This is a genomic window from Vibrio echinoideorum, from assembly GCF_024347455.1.
Taxonomy (GTDB): Bacteria; Pseudomonadota; Gammaproteobacteria; order Enterobacterales; family Vibrionaceae; genus Vibrio; species Vibrio echinoideorum.
The window spans coordinates 239447-258589 of record NZ_AP025483.1; the positions used below are offsets into that span (position 1 = coordinate 239447).

At 45.2% G+C, this 19143-nt stretch carries 14 protein-coding genes; 5 read left to right on the plus strand and 9 right to left on the minus strand.

Translation table 11 applies throughout. The annotated features are described in order from the left end of the window. Nucleotides 1–27: 27 nt before the first annotated feature. The 6 genes from OCV36_RS01085 to priA all read right to left on the minus strand — a co-directional run bounded on the left by OCV36_RS01085 (nucleotide 28) and on the right by priA (nucleotide 7394). Nucleotides 28–945: a 1,4-dihydroxy-2-naphthoate polyprenyltransferase gene (locus OCV36_RS01085; protein WP_017073732.1), complete on the minus strand. Its 918-nt coding sequence runs from the start codon at nucleotides 943–945 to the stop codon at nucleotides 28–30. 155 nt (nucleotides 946–1100) lie between these two features. After that, on the minus strand, nucleotides 1101–2441 hold the full coding sequence (gene hslU / locus OCV36_RS01090; RefSeq protein WP_017073731.1) for an HslU--HslV peptidase ATPase subunit: 1341 nt from the start codon (nucleotides 2439–2441) through the stop codon (nucleotides 1101–1103). A gap of 56 nt (nucleotides 2442–2497) precedes the next feature. After that, nucleotides 2498–3046, minus strand: coding sequence for an ATP-dependent protease subunit HslV (gene hslV / locus OCV36_RS01095; RefSeq protein WP_017073730.1), 549 nt, complete (start codon nucleotides 3044–3046; stop codon nucleotides 2498–2500). A 245-nt stretch (nucleotides 3047–3291) separates the two neighbouring features. After that, entirely contained in the window at nucleotides 3292–3825 is a 534-nt protein-coding gene (locus OCV36_RS01100) for an SPOR domain-containing protein (RefSeq protein ID WP_029224883.1), read from the minus strand. 122 nt (nucleotides 3826–3947) lie between these two features. Further along, a complete protein-coding gene (gene cytR / locus OCV36_RS01105) occupies nucleotides 3948–4952 on the minus strand; it encodes a DNA-binding transcriptional regulator CytR (RefSeq protein ID WP_017073728.1) in 1005 nt (334 codons plus the stop codon). A gap of 240 nt (nucleotides 4953–5192) precedes the next feature. Further along, a complete protein-coding gene (gene priA / locus OCV36_RS01110) occupies nucleotides 5193–7394 on the minus strand; it encodes a primosomal protein N' (RefSeq protein WP_135457706.1) in 2202 nt (733 codons plus the stop codon). A gap of 331 nt (nucleotides 7395–7725) precedes the next feature. Here priA and rpmE point away from each other — a divergent pair, with 331 nt between their 5' ends. Continuing rightward, nucleotides 7726–7944 (plus strand): 50S ribosomal protein L31, encoded by a 219-nt coding sequence (rpmE, locus tag OCV36_RS01115; protein WP_017073726.1) that lies wholly within the window; start codon nucleotides 7726–7728, stop codon nucleotides 7942–7944. Between the two features lie 331 nt (nucleotides 7945–8275). Continuing rightward, entirely contained in the window at nucleotides 8276–9565 is a 1290-nt protein-coding gene (locus OCV36_RS01120) for a malic enzyme-like NAD(P)-binding protein (RefSeq protein WP_135457708.1), read from the plus strand. A 240-nt stretch (nucleotides 9566–9805) separates the two neighbouring features. On the opposite strand, the gene metJ is transcribed toward OCV36_RS01120, so the two are convergent. Beyond that, the gene (gene metJ / locus OCV36_RS01125; RefSeq protein WP_010435330.1) at nucleotides 9806–10126 is read right to left on the minus strand and encodes a met regulon transcriptional regulator MetJ; all 321 of its coding nucleotides are present in this window, start codon (nucleotides 10124–10126) and stop codon (nucleotides 9806–9808) included. Between the two features lie 208 nt (nucleotides 10127–10334). Between metJ and OCV36_RS01130 the strand changes: the two genes are divergently transcribed. The 3 genes from OCV36_RS01130 to metF all read left to right on the plus strand — a co-directional run bounded on the left by OCV36_RS01130 (nucleotide 10335) and on the right by metF (nucleotide 15128). After that, on the plus strand, nucleotides 10335–11516 hold the full coding sequence (locus OCV36_RS01130) for an O-succinylhomoserine (thiol)-lyase (RefSeq protein WP_135457710.1): 1182 nt from the start codon (nucleotides 10335–10337) through the stop codon (nucleotides 11514–11516). Between the two features lie 2 nt (nucleotides 11517–11518). Continuing rightward, nucleotides 11519–13930: a bifunctional aspartate kinase/homoserine dehydrogenase II gene (locus OCV36_RS01135; RefSeq protein WP_135457712.1), complete on the plus strand. Its 2412-nt coding sequence runs from the start codon at nucleotides 11519–11521 to the stop codon at nucleotides 13928–13930. A 298-nt stretch (nucleotides 13931–14228) separates the two neighbouring features. Next, on the plus strand, nucleotides 14229–15128 hold the full coding sequence (gene metF / locus OCV36_RS01140; protein ID WP_029224881.1) for a methylenetetrahydrofolate reductase: 900 nt from the start codon (nucleotides 14229–14231) through the stop codon (nucleotides 15126–15128). A gap of 214 nt (nucleotides 15129–15342) precedes the next feature. Here the strand turns inward: metF and OCV36_RS01145 are convergent, their stop codons facing one another. Both OCV36_RS01145 and ppc read right to left on the minus strand, forming a co-directional pair. Further along, nucleotides 15343–15882 (minus strand): PadR family transcriptional regulator, encoded by a 540-nt coding sequence (locus OCV36_RS01145; RefSeq protein ID WP_017073721.1) that lies wholly within the window; start codon nucleotides 15880–15882, stop codon nucleotides 15343–15345. A 374-nt stretch (nucleotides 15883–16256) separates the two neighbouring features. Then, nucleotides 16257–18893 carry a phosphoenolpyruvate carboxylase gene (ppc, locus tag OCV36_RS01150; protein WP_017073720.1) on the minus strand — a complete coding sequence of 879 codons (2637 nt, stop codon included), beginning with the start codon at nucleotides 18891–18893 and terminating at the stop codon, nucleotides 16257–16259. Nucleotides 18894–19143 lie beyond the last annotated feature (250 nt).

Below are 19143 nucleotides of genomic sequence, written 5' to 3' on the forward strand. Positions count from 1 at the left end.
TGATCCCTTTGCAATGATTAGTCTCAATTAACTCAATAGAGTTTGAGCTACGACAACCCCTGCAAACAATAGGTTAGTGACCAGTGAGCATTTAACAATAACAGGCATCATTGGCGCGATCTGTGCAGGTTTCTCTGTTTCCCAAACGGCCTTGCCATGCTTGTAGACAATAATAATACTGAGCAAAAACGGCAGGCTGATCCAGACCGGTTTCTCTTGAATGAGCAGGTATAGAGCGAAAGAGGCAAGGGCAAGGCCAAGCAGAGCAAAATGATAGTGCTTGGCTTTACGTTGGCCTAGGCGAACCGCCATGGTGCGCTTACCACATTCGCTGTCGTTTTCAATATCACGCATGTTGTTGATGTTGAGAACGGCAACCGCCATTAGTCCACAGCCTAGTGCTGGAAGGAATAAGCTTGGTTCAACATGGCCAGTGTGTAAAAAGTAAGTACCGGATACACCGAGTAGGCCAAAGAAGATAAAGACAGATAAGTCACCAAGGCCAATATAACCATAAGGTTTGTTGCCCACGGTGTATGCAATAGCCGCGACAATTGCTAATACGCCGAGTGCGATGAAAGATAGAATGCTTTCAATTGAGCTCAACGCATGGAAAATCAGAATCAGCCCAGCTAACACGGTAAATACGATGTTGAGGATGATCGCTTGCTTCATGGTTTTAGCTGTCACTACGCCAGACTGCATTGCGCGCGTTGGCCCTAGACGGTTTTCATTGTCTGTGCCTTTAACCGCATCGCCATAGTCATTCGCTAGGTTCGACAAAATCTGTAATAGGGTGGCCGTTAAAAACGCCAATAGTGCTATCGATAGAGAAAACTGATCGCTGGCGAACGCTAAACTACTTCCTGTAAGAATAGAGACGAGTGCGAGAGGCAGAGTTTTCGGTCGTGCGGCATCAAGCCAAATCAGTAGAGATTGTTTCATCGTAGGTCTATTTCTTTGTAAGTCTTCGTTTCAAACTGTGATTTGAGTATACGCCCATTTTTCGGGTAATAAAAAGCCCACTCGAAAGTGGGCCTTGAATTCGCTTATTAGCTGCTATTTCTTTGAGATAGAGCAATAAGTTGGAGTTTCCTGTGCTACAGGATGAAGCGACTTAGGTCTTCGTCTTCTACGAGCTCGCCAAGCTTAGATATTACATAAGCTTCATCAATCACCAATTTGCTGCCTGCTCTGTCTGTTGCGTCGAATGAAATCTCATCCATTAGGCGCTCCATTACTGTGTGTAGACGACGCGCACCGATGTTCTCAGTGGTTTCGTTAACACGCCATGCAGCGTCAGCGATTTGGTTGATGCCATCTTCAGTGAACTCAATGTTCACATCTTCTGTTTTCATCAGGGCAATGTATTGCTCTGTTAGAGATGCTTTTGGCTCAGTTAGGATACGTTTAAAGTCATGTGCTGAAAGCGCTTCAAGTTCTACGCGGATAGGCAGACGGCCCTGTAGTTCAGGGATTAAGTCTGATGGCCTAGCCACTTGGAATGCACCTGATGTGATAAACAAGATGTGATCAGTTTTTACCATACCGTGCTTAGTCGATACTGTGCTGCCTTCAATTAGAGGCAGTAAGTCACGTTGAACACCTTCACGAGATACATCTGGACCTGAACTGTCGCCACGCTTACAGATTTTGTCGATCTCATCGATGAATACAATGCCGTTATTTTCAGCGTTGAAAATCGCGCTCTCTTTTAGCTCTTCTTGGTTCACAAGCTTCGAAGCTTCTTCTTCCGTCAGTGCTTTGAATGCGTCTTTGATTTTCATCTTGCGCTTTTTCTTGGTGTCGCCAGCTAGGTTTTGGAACATGCCTTGTAGCTGGTTGGTCATCTCTTCCATGCCTGGAGGTGACATGATTTCAACGCCCATTTGCGGTGCAGCGACATCGATTTCGATTTCTTTGTCGTCTAGCTTACCTTCACGTAGTTTCTTACGGAAAATTTGGCGAGTGTTTGAAGAGGTAGTCTCTTCAGTTGATTGCTCATTTTGACCCCAAGCATCACGTGCTGGCGGTAAAAGAGCATCAAGAATACGCTCTTCAGCTTGTTCTTCAGCGCGGTATTGTACTTTTTCCATCGCTTGTTGGTGTGTCATTTTGATCGCGACATCCGTAAGATCACGAATGATGGTCTCAACTTCTTTACCAACGTAGCCAACTTCGGTGAACTTAGTCGCTTCTACTTTAATGAACGGCGCATTAGCAAGCTTTGCTAAGCGGCGAGCAATTTCAGTTTTACCTACACCCGTTGGGCCGATCATTAGGATATTTTTTGGTGATACTTCAACACGCAAGCTTTCTTCAAGCTGCATACGGCGCCAACGGTTACGCAGTGCGATAGCAACTGAACGTTTTGCGTTGTCTTGGCCAATAATATGGCGATTCAGTTCGTGAACGATTTCGCGAGGAGTCATCTCAGACATGGTATTTCCTTAATTCTTTTATCACTGTTAGTAGCGCGCAATTGATCCGTTGAAGGTTACTCTGGTTTTGGTAATTCAACGGTGCTTTCTAGTTCTTCAACAGTGTGATGATGGTTGGTGAACACACAGATATCGCCAGCAATATTCAGCGACTTTTCTGCGATTTCACGAGCATCTAAATCTGTATTTTCTAATAGAGCCGTTGCAGCAGCTTGCGCAAAGTTACCGCCGGATCCGATCGCAATTAGGTCATTTTCAGGCTGAACAACATCGCCATTACCTGTGATGATCAGTGAAGCTGTTTCATCCGCAACAGCAAGTAGAGCTTCTAATTTTCGTAGAGCGCGATCACTACGCCATTCCTTCGCAAGCTCAACGGCAGCTTTGGTTAGGTGGCCTTGGTGCATTTGCAGCTTGCTTTCAAATTTTTCGAATAGCGTAAAAGCATCAGCAGTACCACCAGCAAAACCAGCCAGTACTTTGTTGTTGTATAGGCGACGTACTTTACGGGCATTGCCCTTCATTACAGTATTGCCTAGAGATACTTGTCCATCACCCGCGATGACGACTTTATTATTACGACGTACAGATACTATGGTAGTCACGAGTAGGGCCTCTTAAATATTCTTATCTTTGGGTATAAAAGCTATATGAGGATGACACACGGATAATTCAAGGAACCGCGAGTGATGTCGCGCAACTAATGGGGGGGAAGTTGTAAGTAATTTTGGCTAAAGGGGCAGGGGATAAAAGAAAACCTCCATAATGGGAGGCTTTCGATGTTTTACTGGGACTGGGACTGGGACTGGGATTGGAATTGCTATTGCAACTGTTATTCCAAGTACAGCGATTAGTCCGTGTCTTTCCAAATCGCGCAAGGCTCGATTTTGGCACGTTGCAGTTTATGGCGATCTCGCTCGGCATCGCGCTTCAGTTTGTATGGTCCAAGAACCACACGATACCAGCTGCTGCCATCTTTCTTGCGGATTTCGCTTGAGATACCTTGGAAGGCAATATCTAACTTACGAGCTTCTGCTTGTGAAGATGTTTTGTAAGCACCACACTGCATAACGTAAGGGATCTTTGATATCTGCTGCTCTTTCGCTTTAACTTCAATCTCGCGGCTTGGCAGCGTTTCAACGTAATCCCACTTCTCTTCAGGAGGTGGTGGAATTACTTTGGTTGGTTTTGGCTTAGGTTTACTAACCACTGGTGCCGGTGTTGGTGGCTCAGGGTCATTACTCAGTAAGTAAAGTCCGTAGCCAAACCCGCCGGCAAGCAGGATCGCCAAAAGACCACTGCGCCAAGGTTTACGGCGAGGGGCTTGTTTCTTAGTCGTTTTTTTTGTGCCACGACCGCGCTTTACATAATCTCTATTAGCCACAAGACAATTCAATAGTTGATGATTCTGCTCTCATGGTAATCCAGATTGAGTGAGGATAATAGTGCAGAAATGGAAGCGGCACATCAAAATGTGCCGCGGCTTGATATCGGTATTTTGTGCTATTAAATTCGTGGTGGTGCAGTACTGCCTCGAACCACCAATTTAGCTTCAAGCAGACGTGAACCCGCTTGAACATCGTTACCTTTAAGGAGATCAAGCATCATTAACATGGCTTGACGTCCAATCTCGTAACGAGGCTGAGAAATCGTCGTTAGCGGTGGATCGCAGTATTGAGCGAATTGGATGTCATCGAAGCCAACAATTGATAGATCTTGAGGAACACGTAAGCCTAACTTCTTCGCTTCTTGAATTGCACCAATCGCCATCGCATCGTTATGACAGAAAATCGCGGTTGGTTGCTCTGGAAGTGCCAATAATTGACGAACCGCTTTCGCACCAGCTTCAAAGGTAAAATCACCCACTGTGCTGTAAGCAGGGTTCATTGATACTCCAGCGCGGCGTAGGGCTTGTTGGTAACCTTGTTGACGGAACTTACACAGGGTTGCAGTCGCGGGCCCAGATATTTGAGCAATACGCTTATGACCTAATTGAGCTAGGTAGTTAACCGCCTCAAATGCAGAGGTTAGGTTATCGATGTGTACTGTAGGTAATTCAAGCTCAGGAGCAAATTCACAGGCCATAACCATTGGCGGTAAATTTTTTTGTTCAGGTTTGCTGACATCAAATGGATGATCAGTTCCAAGCAGCAACATGCCATCAGCTTGTTTGGTGAAGACTAAGTTTACAAATGATGATTCACGTTTCTTTTGTTGACCACTGTCGCCAAGTAGAACGAGGTAATCATTTTCTACTGCGGCGTCTTCGATGCCACGAATGATCTCGGCGAAATAAGGGTCACAGATATCAGGAACGATAGTGATGATGGTTTTTGATTCGTTGCGACGTAAATTTCTAGCTAATGTATTGGGTGAGTATCCAGCTTCAAGTACTGCTGCTTCCACTCGTTTACGAGTAGAAACCGAGACTTTTTCAGGGTTCATCAATGCACGTGATACCGTTGCAGTTGAGACGCCTGCTAGCTGGGCAACATCCTTCATTGTCGCCATAAATTAAACCCTCTTTTAAGTTCCTTTGCTGCCTAAGTATCTAAGGCGTGAATAATTAATACAATCGGATAGATATTATGAAAGTGTTGCTAACACTTTTTTTATTGCAATATTTTATTCGTTTCATCCGTGTAAAGTTACGGCTAGATTAACAAAAATCACATGACTAGTGTGAGGTTGCTCACGAGAAATATGAAATAATTGTGAACAAACTTATCATTAGTTTTAACCCCGTAAGGTTTAGCTTAAATCTTGAGGCTCTATATCGAGCGACCAACGCACTTTTTTCGCGGCGGGTAACAGATTAATTGCTGGCTTCGCACTCATTAAGAGCTTCTGCATTAATGAACGAGTCTGTGTTTGTAATATCAGTTGCCAGCGAGATTTACCTGCACGTTTTGCGAGTGGGGCAGGCGTTGGACCTAGCACCATGCAATATTGGTCAAACAATGGATGTGATTCTAATGTATGACGAACTTGACGCAAAAATTCTTCAACCAAGCGCGTATCGTTGGCTTCCGCTCTGAACAACGTCATAAACGTATAAGGTGGCAACATCGTTTGTTTGCGTTCGGCCAGAGCTGTCTGAGCAAAGTGGTTATAGTCTTTGTGCAGTAGCGCTTGCAGCAATCCATGTTCTGGATGGTGAGTTTGTAAGATAACCTCACCTGGTTTACTGGCACGCCCTGCACGCCCTGCAACCTGAGTGAATAACTGCGCCAGTCTTTCAGAGGCGCGAAAGTCACTGCTATATAAAGAGGCATCAACATCCAATAACGCCACAAGTGTCACGTCAGGAAAGTGGTGACCTTTCGCAAGCATCTGCGTACCAATTAGAATTTTAAATTCACCCTTACGAATCGATTCTAGGGCACTTTCTAAGCTACCTTTTCGGCGAGTACTGTCGCGGTCAATACGAATCGTTTTGTATTCTGGAAATAGCTGACCAAGCTGAGCTTCTAATTGTTCAGTGCCGACACCAACCGTTACTAAGTTGGATGAGCCACAGCCTTGGCAGTTATGTACGATATGTTGTTGAGATCCACAATGGTGGCAGCGCATCTCGTTACTGTATTGGTGATAGGTGTAGTAAGCGTCACAGCGTTTACATTCAGCCGTCCAACCACAATCGTGACACATCAATGCTGGGGAAAATCCACGGCGATTGAGAAACAACATTACCTGATTGCCTGCTTTGAGGTGTCTTTGCATTTCAGCAATCAAAGAGGCCGACAAACCGCTTTCTAGATATTCGCCCTTCACATCCAATACTTTATTGGTAGTTGGCAGTGCGACACCCGCACGAGAGGTGAGGGTAAGGTGACTATATTTACCTATCTGCGCGTTGTGTAGCGTTTCAAAAGCGGGAGTAGCGGATCCAAGGACGACGGGAATCTGAGCTTTATGAGCTCGCATGATCGCGACATCACGAGCGTGGTAACGCAGGCTATCTTGTTGTTTATATGAAGCGTCATGTTCTTCATCGACAATAATAATGCCCAAATCGGCAAAGGGTGTGAACAGCGCCGAGCGTGTACCGATGACAATACCTGCTATTTTATCGCGAGCCGATAACCAAGCGTTCAGTCGTTCGGAATCGTTTAAACCAGAGTGGATGACCTCAATTGGCACATTGAAGCGTCGCTTAAAGCGATTAATCGTTTGAGGTGTTAAGCCTATTTCAGGCACTAAGACTAACGCTTGTTTACCTTGGTCGAGAATCGGCTTAATCATATTGAGGTAGACTTCGGTCTTACCTGAGCCGGTGACTCCTTCTAATAAAAAGCAGCTAAAATCGGTTTGGCTATTTACTGTCGCAATTGCGATAGCCTGCTCTTCATTGAGCTTTGGCTTATCTTGGTCGTTTTCGAGATCAACTGGCCATGCCTGGCGTTTCGGCTTTTTCTCTACCGATTCAATCCAACCTTTTTCTTCCAGCGTCTTGAGCACTGCGCTGCCTACTTCCTCGTCAATGAACTCTTGATGAGGAACAGGGCCGTGTTCAAGCATTTGCATGACTTTGGCTTGTTTGACTGCGCGACCAAAACCTTGCATGAGCTGGTCCCTGCCTGATGTCGTCAGTCGCCATTCAACAAGCGTCGCGAAGTCAGCGGCTTTGCCTTTTCTTAAGGCGCTCGGTAGTGCGTTAGCAAGGGTTTCACCAAGAGGATACTGATAAAATTGGCTACACCACACTAATAGTGAGTAGACCGATTCAGGCCAAACAGGCTGATTATCTAATAAGGCTTTAATGGGCTTGAGTTTATCTAACTCGAATTCCGATTCGTTAACCAGAGCCGTGACGATGCCAGTTAAGGTTTGTCGTCCAAATGGCACAGAGACTCGACCGCCAATAATTGGAAACAGGTGGTTGGGAATCTTGTAATCGAACTGCTTGTCTAGTGGAACAGGCAGTGCCACACGGGCAATCATTGGACGCATAAAGAGACGGCTTTATCTGAGTTGACGAGAGCGAACAGTCTAAAGGATAAGACAGTTAAATTCGAGGAGCAGTTTGGTTGAGTAGGCTTAGCGAGCTCGTGAAGGCGGTTAGCACGTTTAAATCCCAGCTGATAAAGGAAATAAAGACACTATTGGTGAAAAATGTATCAAATCAGTTGATCCTACCTCACAGATTCATTAATATACTGCGCCTTAAAGGTATGGCTTTATCTCTATTTAGTGATGCAGCGGTGTCTTTATTTATTTTTTTAACTACGTGTGGTGTGCGGCTTAGAATCGTATAGCGACACGGCCTACTTGAGGTTATCCCATGAAAACTGGTATCCACCCAGAATACAAAGCAGTTACTGCAACTTGTTCTTGCGGCAACACATTTGAGTTCAACTCAACGCTTGCAAAAGAATCTATTCACCTAGACGTATGTGACAAATGTCACCCATTCTACACTGGTAAGCAACGTATCGTAGATACGGGCGGCCGTGTTGATCGCTTCAACAAGCGTTTCGGTGCTCTTTCTAGCAAGAAGTAATTCTCGCTATTTAGACATAAAAAGGACACTTCGGTGTCCTTTTTTGTTGCCTGGCGTTTGAGGAAAAGATGAATATTATTCTGCTCTTAACCTTTTCCAATACTTTCTTACTGACTAAGCTTAATTCTCAACGTTCCTATCAAATCATACCGAATTGAAATCCGCTCGAAAGTTCAACAAGCGACAGTAATTTCAACTGCTCACTGGTCTTATTAGTAGTGAAATCTCGTTTTTTAATGAGACAGAGGCTTTAACCACCTAGGAACTTTGAAGTACATCTATTAACATGAACAAGATCCCCCAAATAATAATATCCTAGGAACCTACACCTATGTCTGAAGACAGCCGCCAAGATCAATCCTCTCAAGAATTATCGCCTCAAGAACAATTCCGTCAGCAAGCTCTTGATTACCATGAGTTCCCAATTCCAGGCAAAATTGCCGTAGCACTGACGAAGCCTGCAAATTCTGCAGAAGACCTAGCACTCGCATACAGCCCTGGCGTGGCTGAGCCAGTTCGAGAGATCGCACAGAACGTAGAGAACGTTTACAAGTACACAGGTAAAGGCAACATGGTTGCTGTTATCTCTAATGGTACGGCGATTCTTGGCTTAGGTAACCTTGGCCCAATTGCTTCTAAACCTGTAATGGAAGGTAAAGCGCTACTGTTTAAGCGTTTTGCTGGTTTAGATTCTATCGATATTGAAGTAAAACACCGCACAATCGATGAGTTCGTTGATACGGTTGCGAATATCGCGGATACATTCGGCGGTATTAACCTAGAAGACATCAAGGCACCAGACTGTTTTGAGATTGAACGTCGCTTGATTGAGCGTTGTGATGTACCTGTATTCCACGATGACCAACACGGTACTGCGATTGTAACGGCAGCGGGTATGCTGAACGCAATTGAGCTTCAAGGTAAAAAACTTGAAGAGTGTAAGATCGTTTGTTTAGGTGCTGGCGCGGCAGCCGTTGCTTGTATGGAGCTGTTGATTAAGTGTGGCGCTCAGCGTGAGAAAATTTACATGCTGGACCGTAAAGGTGTGATTCATACTCGTCGTGAAGACTTGAATGAGTACAAAGCGCTGTTCGCAAACAATACGGATAAACGTACGCTTGAAGATGTTATCGAAGGTGCTGACCTTTTCTTGGGTGTATCTGGCCCTAACCTATTACCAGCTAAAGCACTAACGCTGATGGCTGATAAGCCGGTAGTGTTTGCATGTTCAAACCCAGATCCAGAGATCAAGCCTGAGCTTGCTCACGAAGTTCGTACCGACCTTATTATGGGTACAGGCCGCAGTGATTACCCTAACCAAGTAAACAACGTACTTTGTTTCCCATTCATTTTCCGTGGTGCACTCGATGTGCGTGCGAGCGAAATCAATGATGAGATGAAGTTGGCGGCGGTTAAAGCGATTCGTGAACTAGCGAAAGAAGAAGTTCCGGCTGAAGTACTCGCCGCTGCGGGTGAGACTGCACTGGAGTTTGGCAAAGGTTACATTATTCCTAAGCCTATGGACCCACGTCTGCTTCCTTGCGTAGCAAAAGCGGTAGCGGTAGCAGCCGTTGAATCTGGCGTAGCTCGTATTGAGATGCCTGCTAACTATATGGTTTAATAGCTCAATAGCTCAATAGCTCAATAGCTCAATAGCTTAATAGCTTAATAGCTTGTTATCGCTGTTGCTCTATTGAAGCAAAAAAGAATAATAAAAAACCGACTCACTAGGAGTCGGTTTTTTTATATCTATTACTCACCGCGCAATTACAGGCAGCTTCTACAGAAAGCTTAGCGAGTGACGCTAAAAATAGGGTTCAGCTATAGCGAATCAATATTGAAGGCAGTGACTGAGTTATTGTTATTCTTCGTCAAACGCTTCGAATTCGATACCCATTGCTGTCATCAGTTCTTTTACTTCTGCAGGGATATCATCTGGGCGATCTTTACGAAGGTCTTCATCCGTTGGCAGTGGTTGGCCTGTGTACGCATGTAGAAAGGCTTCGCACAGTAGCTCACTGTTTGTTGCATGGCGTAGGTTATTAATCTGGCGGCGAGTGCGCTCGTCAGTGAGAACCTTTAACACTTTTAGAGGGATAGAAACTGTAATTTTTTTTACCTGTTCGCTTTTCTTTCCATGCTCAGCATATGGGCTTATGTATTCACCATTCCAGTCGGCCATTGCGTACCTTCATCACTTTAGTTGTTAGAATAAATTAATAGTGGTGATTTTAGCGGGATTTACTGCCATAAGCAAAGACATATAGACGTCTAGAAGTGTTGACGTCTCACGTTTATGAAAGTAAAGTGAATAACATATATCTAACACAGCCGCAAAAACCCCACAAGCGGCTGTGATACCCAGACGCCAAACTTGTAAGGAAGCACCTATGAGCAGCCGGAAGCCAGCAACCATCGCCGTACGTACTGGCATCGAGTCAGACACTCAACATCATGCCGTAGTTCCACCTATTTATCTGTCGACTAACTACGGTTTTCCCGCTTTTGGTGAAGTACCAAAGTACGATTACACCCGTTCTGGTAATCCAAACCGTGGTTTATTAGAAACTGCGCTGTTTGAACTAGAATCTGGTAAAGGTGCAGTTGTCACTAACTGTGGTACGTCGGCGCTTAACTTATGGGTGTCTGCTTTCTTGGGTGGCGATGATCTTATTATCGCACCACACGATTGTTATGGTGGTACTTACCGTCTGTTTAACACGCGTTCGATCAAAGGCGACTTTAAGGTGCTGTTTGTTGATCAATCGGATCAAGTTGCGTTGGATGCGGCGATCGCACTTAAGCCAAAATTGATCTTATTAGAAACGCCATCGAATCCATTGGTTCGTGTTGTCGATATTGCAGAAACTTGCCGTAAAGCGAAAAAAGTCGGTGCATTGGTTGCTGTCGATAACACATTTTTGACGCCTGTATTCCAAAAGCCTTTAGAGCTAGGTGCCGATTTTGTTATCCATTCGACAACGAAATTCATTAACGGTCACTCAGATGTGATTGGTGGCGTAGTCGTTACTAAAACAGAAGAGCATGCTGAAGAGTTAGCTTGGTGGGGCAACTGCATTGGTGCGACTGGCACACCATTTGATAGCTACATGACGCTACGCGGTATTCGTACGCTTGGTGCTCGTATGCGTGTTCATGAAGAGAGTTCTCGTGAAATCCTAACTTCGCTACAACAACAAGATCTGGTTGGCACTATTTATCACCCAAGCTTACCTGATCATCCTGGTCATGATATCGCGAAGAAACAGCAGTCTGGCTTTGGTTCAATGTTGAGTTTTGAATTTTCGGGTTCATTCGACGCGCTTAAATATTTTGTTGGCGAGTTAGAGTTGTTCTCTTTGGCTGAATCTCTGGGTGGCGTTGAAAGCCTGATTTGTCACCCCGCGTCGATGACTCACCGTGCTATGGGTGAAGAAGCATTGGCAGAAGCTGGTATTTCTCAGCAACTATTGCGCCTCTCGGTTGGCCTTGAAGATGCCGAAGATCTGATTGACGATCTCAAACAAGCCTTTGAAAAAACACAACGCTTTATCGCTGAAGGGGAGGGTTAATAATGGCAACCTTTCGCCAGCTACATAAATTTGGTGGCAGCAGTTTAGCGAACCCTGAATGTTACCTACGAGTAGTGAACATTCTTAGAGAGTATTCATCAGCAACAGATTTGGTCGTGGTATCCGCTGCGGGTAAAACAACCAACCGCTTAATCGAGTTTGTCGAAGCGCTCGACAAAGATGGTCGTATTGCTCATGAATGTCTGCAAACCCTTCGTCAGTTTCAACTTGAATTGATTGAAACGTTACTTGAAGGTGAATCTGCTGCGCAACTAACGGCAACCATCCAACAAGAATTTACCGCCTTAGGCGAGTTAACGGCTCCCTTGAGTGAAGCGCAAAAAGCGCAAGTGCTTGGGCACGGTGAGGTTTGGTCTTCACGCTTATTGGCGGCTTTGTTGTGCCAAAATGATTTACAAGCCGTCGCTCAAGATGCGCGTGCTTTTTTACGTGCAGAAGTAGGCGCTCAACCTGAAGTTGATCGCGCACGTTCTTACTCTCTGATTAAAGAAGTTCTGGCTCAGCATACGCATTGCCGTGTGGTGATTACTGGTTTTATGGCTCAGAACTGCGAGGGCGAAACAGTGCTGCTCGGCCGCAACGGTTCGGATTACTCGGCAACTGTGATTGGTGCTCTGGCAGAAGTTGAACGCGTAACGATTTGGAGTGATGTGGCTGGTGTATACAGCGCTGATCCTCGTTTAGTTTCGGATGCGTGTTTGTTGCCTCTGCTTCGCCTTGATGAAGCGAGTGAACTGGCTCGCCTAGCGGCTCCTGTGCTTCATAGCCGAACGCTACAGCCTGTGGCTCAAAGTGCTATGGATCTGAGCTTACGTTGCAGTTATCAGCCAGAGGCGGGTTCTACACAGATAGAGCGTGTATTGGCATCCGGTCGTGGTGCAAAAATCATTACCTCTTTAGATGAAGTTCTTATCGTGCAACTGACGTTTGGTCATGGACATGATTTCGACCGTCTAGAAAGCGAAGTGTTGGAAGGTCTTAAGCGTGCTCAACTAGAGCCGCTTGCTTATGAACTTGAACCAGATCAACACTGCCTGCGTCTTGCTTATACCGAGGAGATCGCTGGTGGTGCATTGGAATATCTACAAGACCACGCGATTGAAGCTGAAATCAAACTTAAAGAAGGTTTCTCTCTGATTGCAGCAGTGGGTGCGGGCGTGACCAAAAACCCGAACCATTGCTACGGCTTCTACCAGCAACTAAAGAGCTCACCGGTTGAGTTTATCTCAGAAGCGAACTCAGGCTTAAGCTTGGTTGCTGTGATTCGTAAAAGTGAAACATCAAGCCTAGTGAAAGGCATTCATTCTCAATTGTTCCAAGCGCAGAAACGTGTTGCGATTGCCTTATGTGGTAAGGGCAACATTGGTTCAAGTTGGTTAAGTCTGTTTGCTGAACAAAAGGCTGAGCTTGAAAAGCGTCGTGGAATGAACTTTGAATTGGTCGCAGTGGTTGATAGCCAGACCTATTGGTTCGACGATCAAGGCATTGATGCGACGTCTGTTGGTAAGCGTTTTGATGATGAAGCGATTGCTAATAATGGTAACGATTGGTTAGAGCGCTTAGGTTCGATTCAGGGTTACGATGAAGCGGTGGTTCTTGATGTTACTGCGAGCCCAGTGCTTGCAGCAAAATATCTGCAAATCGCACAACAAGGCATCCATTTGATCTCGGCGAACAAGGTTGCAGGCTCTGCATCAAGCGAGTATTACCATCAAGTGCAAGATGCTTTCGCTAAGATCAGCCGTCATTGGTTGTACAACGCGACCGTTGGTGCTGGCTTGCCGATTAACCACACGGTACGTGACCTGCGTGAAAGCGGTGATGATATTCTTGCACTGTCTGGTATTTTTTCGGGCACGCTGTCTTGGTTGTTCCAACAGTTTGATGGCACGGTACCGTTCAGCGAGTTGGTTGATCTAGCTTGGCAGCAAGGCCTAACAGAACCGGATCCTCGTGCTGATCTCGATGGCTCAGACGTGATGCGTAAGCTGGTAATTCTGGCGCGTGAATCGGGTTTAGATATTGAACCTGAAAACGTAAAAGTAGAATCACTAGTACCTGAAGAGCTGAAAGGTTTATCGGTGGATGATTTCTTTGATAAGGCCTCTGTGCTGAGTGAAGAGTTGGCCGAGCGTTTGGAAAAAGCACATTCTCAGCAGAAAGTTCTACGTTACGTCGCGCGTCTAGAGAAGAATGGTAAGGCTACGGTAGGTGTTGAGGCATTATCGAAAGAGCATGCACTGGCGAACTTATTGCCTTGCGACAACATCTTTGCGATTGAGAGTAAATGGTATAAAGATAATCCATTAGTTATTCGAGGCCCTGGTGCTGGTCGTGAAGTGACAGCAGGCGCAATCCAATCTGACTTAAACAGAATGTCGAGCTTGTTTTAATACGCAAATCGGTTGGTTTAATACTCAGATCAATTAGTTTAATACGTAAATAGCATACTATTCACTAAGATAAATAAGGCTGAAAGCACGATGTGTTTTTCAGCCTTTTTTCTATCTTATTTTTGCTTTGCGGCTCATTTACTGACTTGAGTTTTACTCACGATCTACTTGAAAAAAATTCATAATCGATCTGTTGACATTAAATCGTATTCAATACATTCTGGAGACATATAGACGTCTAAACGTCGCTAAGGATTTGAGATTATTTAGTGGTTGCTTTTGCCACAGGGAGAGTAAGATGGGATACACACACGCAGGCCATATCGACGCTTTAAATCAGAATATTGCTGAGCTTTCTGACAACATTAATGTGTCATTTGAATTTTTTCCACCAAGCAGCGAAAAGATGGAAGAAACGCTGTGGAACTCAGTTCACCGTCTTAAGACACTTCAACCAAAATTTGTCTCGGTAACCTATGGTGCAAACTCCGGTGAGCGTGATCGTACCCACTCAATCATTAAAGAAATCAAAAACCAAACAGGCTTAGTTGCTGCGCCACATTTAACGTGTATTGACGCTAGTCGCGAAGAATTGATTCAAATTGCTGACGATTATTGGGCAAATGGTATTGAAAGTATTGTTGCGCTACGTGGTGATATTCCAGCAGGCGGTGGCGCTCCAGACATGTACGCATCTGACCTCGTAAAGCTGCTTAAATCACGCCACGACTTTGATATTTCAGTTGCAGCTTTCCCTGAGGTTCACCCTGAAGCAAAAAGCGCTCAGTCTGATCTTATTAATCTAAAGCGTAAAGTGGATGCCGGAGCTAACCGTGCAATCACGCAGTTCTTTTTCGATGTTGAAAGCTACTTACGTTTTCGTGACCGTTGTGTTGCTGCTGGTATCGACGTTGAAATCGTACCAGGCATCTTGCCAGTCTCTAACTTTAAGCAAGCTTCTCGCTTTGCAGCAATGAACAACGTAAAAGTTCCAGGCTGGATGGCGAAGCAGTTTGAAGGTCTGGATGATGATCCAACGACTCGTCAATTGGTAGGTGCTAGTCAAGCGATCGATATGGTTCGTACGTTGAGTCGTGAAGGTGTGAAAGATTTTCATTTTTATACACTAAACCGTGCAGAAATGACTTACGCACTTTGCCATACGCTAGGCGTTCGCCCACAAGTCGCTGCGCTGTAGTTGACTTAGGCTCCCGAGCAAAAGCTGTCGGCGATAAAATCTCAAATCCTACAGATACAAAAAAAGCTTGAACTCTAAGAGTTCAAGCCTTTTGCTTTTCTAGCTTCTAGCTTCTAGCTTCTAGCTTCTAGCTTCTAGCTTCTAGCTTCTAGCTTCTAGCTTCTAGCTTCTAGCTTCTAGCTTCTAGCTTCTAGCTTCTAGCTTCTAGCTTCGCTTAAGCAAGAGCACCAAGTTCAAGCAGTACTTCTTCAGCCCATACAATCCATGCTTCACGGATCAGTAGGTTACGACGAAGCGTTAGACGCTCAAGGCGTGCTTGTTTGTCTAGTGTTGATGGCGTTGCGTAGTACGCTGCTTCAATTTCTTTGTAGTGAGAAACCAGTTTGCGAGACTCTTCTACTAGTTCAGCAAGTTGTACACGGTACGGGTCAGAGGCTTGAACAGCACAAGCCATTAGCTTAGCTGAGAACTCATCACGAACTGTCGGGTGTGCTGTCGGTTGTTCAAACCATGCACCTAAAGCGCCACGACCAGCGTCAGTGATAGAGTAAACTTTACGATCCGGTTTGCCTTCTTGAGGTTCAAGCACGCAAGTTACCTGGTCGTTTTGAGCCATTTTATTTAGCTCGCGGTAAACTTGTTGATGGCTAGCTTTCCAGAAGTAACCAATGCTTGCTGAGAATTCTTTTGTGATATCGTAACCAGTAGCATCGCGTGTACTTAAAACGGTTAGAATTACGTGTGGTAATGACATGTCTGAAATCCAAATGGTAAACAGTAAACAAATACTTAAACATCAAGTGTGCTTCTTGTGGCACGTTATATTGGTTATGTTTAAGTAGCACCAACATCGTTGTTGGTTATGTCACCTTAATAAAGCCGTTTATCACCTAGGTCGACCAGTTTATTGGTCAAACTGCTGCAGATTATTTTTTTTGAGTGTTTCCGCAGCGGAGCAGTAGTATATCTAAATAATAAGCATAAAGTAGAATACATGGACAAAATAACCCGAAAAACTGACAAAAAACTCAATAGAGGTTATTCTGCAAAATAAAAAGGTCGCACATGGCGACCTTTTGTTCTTTTTTTAGATGTAAATGCTAACTAGATTATAGTAGGGTTTACTAATTAACCTGTATTTCGCATACCTGCTGCAATACCTGCAATCGTCACCATTAGCGCTTCTTCTAGCTCCGCTGGTGGTGTTTCACACTTCCGAGTACGGTAAAGCAGTTCAGCTTGAAGCATATTTAGTGGCTCAACGTAGATGTTACGTAAACGGATTGATTCAAGTCCCCACGGGTCGCTTTGCATCAAGTTTTCGTTGTTCTCGACATTCAGTACAGCTTTGATGTCTTTCTGCAGTTGATCACGCAGTAGTTCACCCAGTGGTAATAGCTCTTTATCAACAAGACGCTGGTCGTAATACTCGGCAATTTCCATGTTGCACTTCGAGTACACCATTTCTAACATACCAAGACGAGTCGAGAAGAATGGCCATTCACGACACATTTCTTCCAGTAGCGCTTGATGGCCTTGATCTACTGAATATTGAATCGCTTCGCCCGCGCCTAACCATGCAGGAAGAACTAAGCGGTTCTGGCTCCAAGAGAAGATCCATGGAATAGCACGTAGGCTTTCTACACCACCGTTCGGGTTACGCTTTGCAGGACGAGAACCGAGTGGCAGCTTGCCGAGCTCTAGCTCCGGAGTTGCCTGACGGAAGTAAGGAACAAACTTTTCTTCGCCACGAACCACATTGCGGTAAGCCTCACAAGATACTTGAGACAACACTTCCATTAGGTCGCGCCATTCTTGTTTTGGTTCTGGTGGCGGAAGAAGATTCGCTTCTAGAATCGCACTTGCGTATAGGTTGAAGCTGTTTACTGCAACATCTGGCAAGCCAAGCTTAAAGCGGATCATTTCGCCTTGCTCAGTGACACGTAAGCCACCTTTCAAACTCTTTGGTGGCTGAGAAAGAAGGGCAGCATGCGCTGGAGCACCACCACGACCAACCGTACCACCACGACCGTGGAATAGGGTTAGTTCAATGCCTTCTTCATCACAAACCTTAACCAGCTTGTCCATCGCGTCATATTGCGCCCAACCTGCAGACATTACGCCGGCATCTTTCGCTGAGTCAGAATATCCGATCATCACCATTTGGTGGTTTTGGATAAAGCCACGGTACAAATCGATACTCATTAGCTGTTTCATTACGGCTTCTGAGTTGTTCAAGTCGTCCAACGTTTCGAACAATGGACATACGTCCATACGGTACGGGCAACCACATTCTTGTAGCAGTAAGTGAACAGCCAGCACATCCGATGCTGTACGAGCCATAGAGATTACGTAAGCACCAAAGGCTTCACGAGGTTGAGCAGCAACGACCTTACAGGTGTCTAAAACCTCTTTGACCTGTTCAGATGGTTCCCAATCGCGCGGTAGCAGTGGGCGTTTTGAGCTTAATTCATTGGTTAAGAAAGCAATCTTGTCTTGCTCGCTCCACTGGTCGTAATCGCCAATGCCTAGGTAGCGAGTCAGTTCAGATAGGACATCTGAGTGACGTGTACTTTCTTGACGAACATCGAGACGAACCAAGTGCACACCAAATGCTTTCAGGCGGCGCAGGGTATCAAGCAGTGAACCGTCAGCAATTACGCCCATGCCGCACTCGTGCAGCGATTGGTAACAGGCGTAAAGTGGTGTCCAAAGTTGGTCGATGTTCTGTAGTGTTTCTTTCTTCGGTACTTCAGCGTCGTGCAGTTTTGCATCAAGCACTTCTAGCGTATTGTTCAGCAGAGTGCGTAGACTCTTAAGGATTGCACGGTAAGCTTCGTGCTCATCGCCAGCCAATTCACGAACAGCATCATTACACTTTGTCATCGACAGTTCGGTAATCAGCTCGTTCACGTCACCTAGGTACAGGTCAGCGGCTTTCCAGCGAGATAGGCGCAGTACTTCTTTGGTGATGGTGTGCGTTACGAATGGGTTACCATCGCGGTCACCGCCCATCCAAGATGAGAAGTGCACTGGGCGCGCATCGATTGGCAAGCCTTCACCAAGGTAATCTTTGAGTCGTCCATCCATATCACGTAGGAAATCAGGCACGGCTTCCCATAGAGAATTTTCTACAACCGCAAAGCCCCATTTCGCTTCATCAAGTGGTGTCGGGCGTTGCTGACGAATCACATCAGAGTGCCAACCTTGAGCGATAAGCTGCTCTAGGCGACGTTCTGTTTTCACACGTTCTTTGTGTGATAGGTCGCTTAATTCTAATTTTGACAAACACTCGTTGATCTTAACCAGTTTGTTGATCATGGTGCGACGAGTAATTTCTGTTGGGTGAGCGGTCAAAACGAGTTCAATGTTCAGATCGCGAACAGCTTGAGCTGCGTCTAGCTTGCTGATGTCATTTTGATTTAATTTGGAAAATAGAGATTGCAGCACATCTGGTTCACAAACATGCTCCTCACAGTGGCGAGAGATCGTGTGGTATTGCTCTGCCATGTTAGTGAGGTTGAGAAATTGGTTAAATGCACGAGCAACAGGAGTGAGTTGTTCGTTCGGCAGGTTTTTAATTTCTTCAACTAGGCTGTCACGGTCAGCTTTGTTGCCTGCGCGGGCGGATTTGGAAAGTTTACGGATAGTCTCCACTTTCTCTAAGATAACGTCACCATGTGCATCTTGGATTGTGTTACCTAGCAAGCGTCCCAGCATGCTTACGTTACTCTTGAGAGCGGCGTATTTCTCGTTCATTGTCATCCTGCCTCGTAAAAAAATTACATCCATTGTTCCTTGTTAAGTACACAATCTAGCGAAAAGTGCTGTATCTAGTCAAATAAAGCATTCTAAGTTTGCAATTATTAGGTTTAAAAATGCGGGAGAAGTAAATTTTTCAAAACTTAGGGAAAAAGTGAAATTTAATTACAAGATCAGGCTGTGTCAGCGATAACAGAATAAAAGCCACTTTTTAGGGTGGCTTTTATCGGAATATATCGAATGGGTAGCGAAT

Excerpts from the sequence above, each read along its gene's own strand:
- hslU (WP_017073731.1), bottom strand. The coding sequence starts at position 2,441 with ATGTCTGAGATGACTCCTCGCGAAATCGTTCACGAACTGAATCGCCAT.
- OCV36_RS01130 (WP_135457710.1), top strand. The coding sequence starts at position 10,335 with ATGAGCAGCCGGAAGCCAGCAACCATCGCCGTACGTACTGGCATCGAG.
- rpmE (WP_017073726.1), top strand. The coding sequence starts at position 7,726 with ATGAAAACTGGTATCCACCCAGAATACAAAGCAGTTACTGCAACTTGT.
- priA (WP_135457706.1), bottom strand. The coding sequence starts at position 7,394 with ATGCGTCCAATGATTGCCCGTGTGGCACTGCCTGTTCCACTAGACAAG.
- metJ (WP_010435330.1), bottom strand. The coding sequence starts at position 10,126 with ATGGCCGACTGGAATGGTGAATACATAAGCCCATATGCTGAGCATGGA.
- metF (WP_029224881.1), top strand. The coding sequence starts at position 14,229 with ATGGGATACACACACGCAGGCCATATCGACGCTTTAAATCAGAATATT.
- OCV36_RS01120 (WP_135457708.1), top strand. The coding sequence starts at position 8,276 with ATGTCTGAAGACAGCCGCCAAGATCAATCCTCTCAAGAATTATCGCCT.
- OCV36_RS01085 (WP_017073732.1), bottom strand. The coding sequence starts at position 945 with ATGAAACAATCTCTACTGATTTGGCTTGATGCCGCACGACCGAAAACT.
- OCV36_RS01145 (WP_017073721.1), bottom strand. The coding sequence starts at position 15,882 with ATGTCATTACCACACGTAATTCTAACCGTTTTAAGTACACGCGATGCT.
- ppc (WP_017073720.1), bottom strand. The coding sequence starts at position 18,893 with ATGACAATGAACGAGAAATACGCCGCTCTCAAGAGTAACGTAAGCATG.
- OCV36_RS01135 (WP_135457712.1), top strand. The coding sequence starts at position 11,519 with ATGGCAACCTTTCGCCAGCTACATAAATTTGGTGGCAGCAGTTTAGCG.
- cytR (WP_017073728.1), bottom strand. The coding sequence starts at position 4,952 with ATGGCGACAATGAAGGATGTTGCCCAGCTAGCAGGCGTCTCAACTGCA.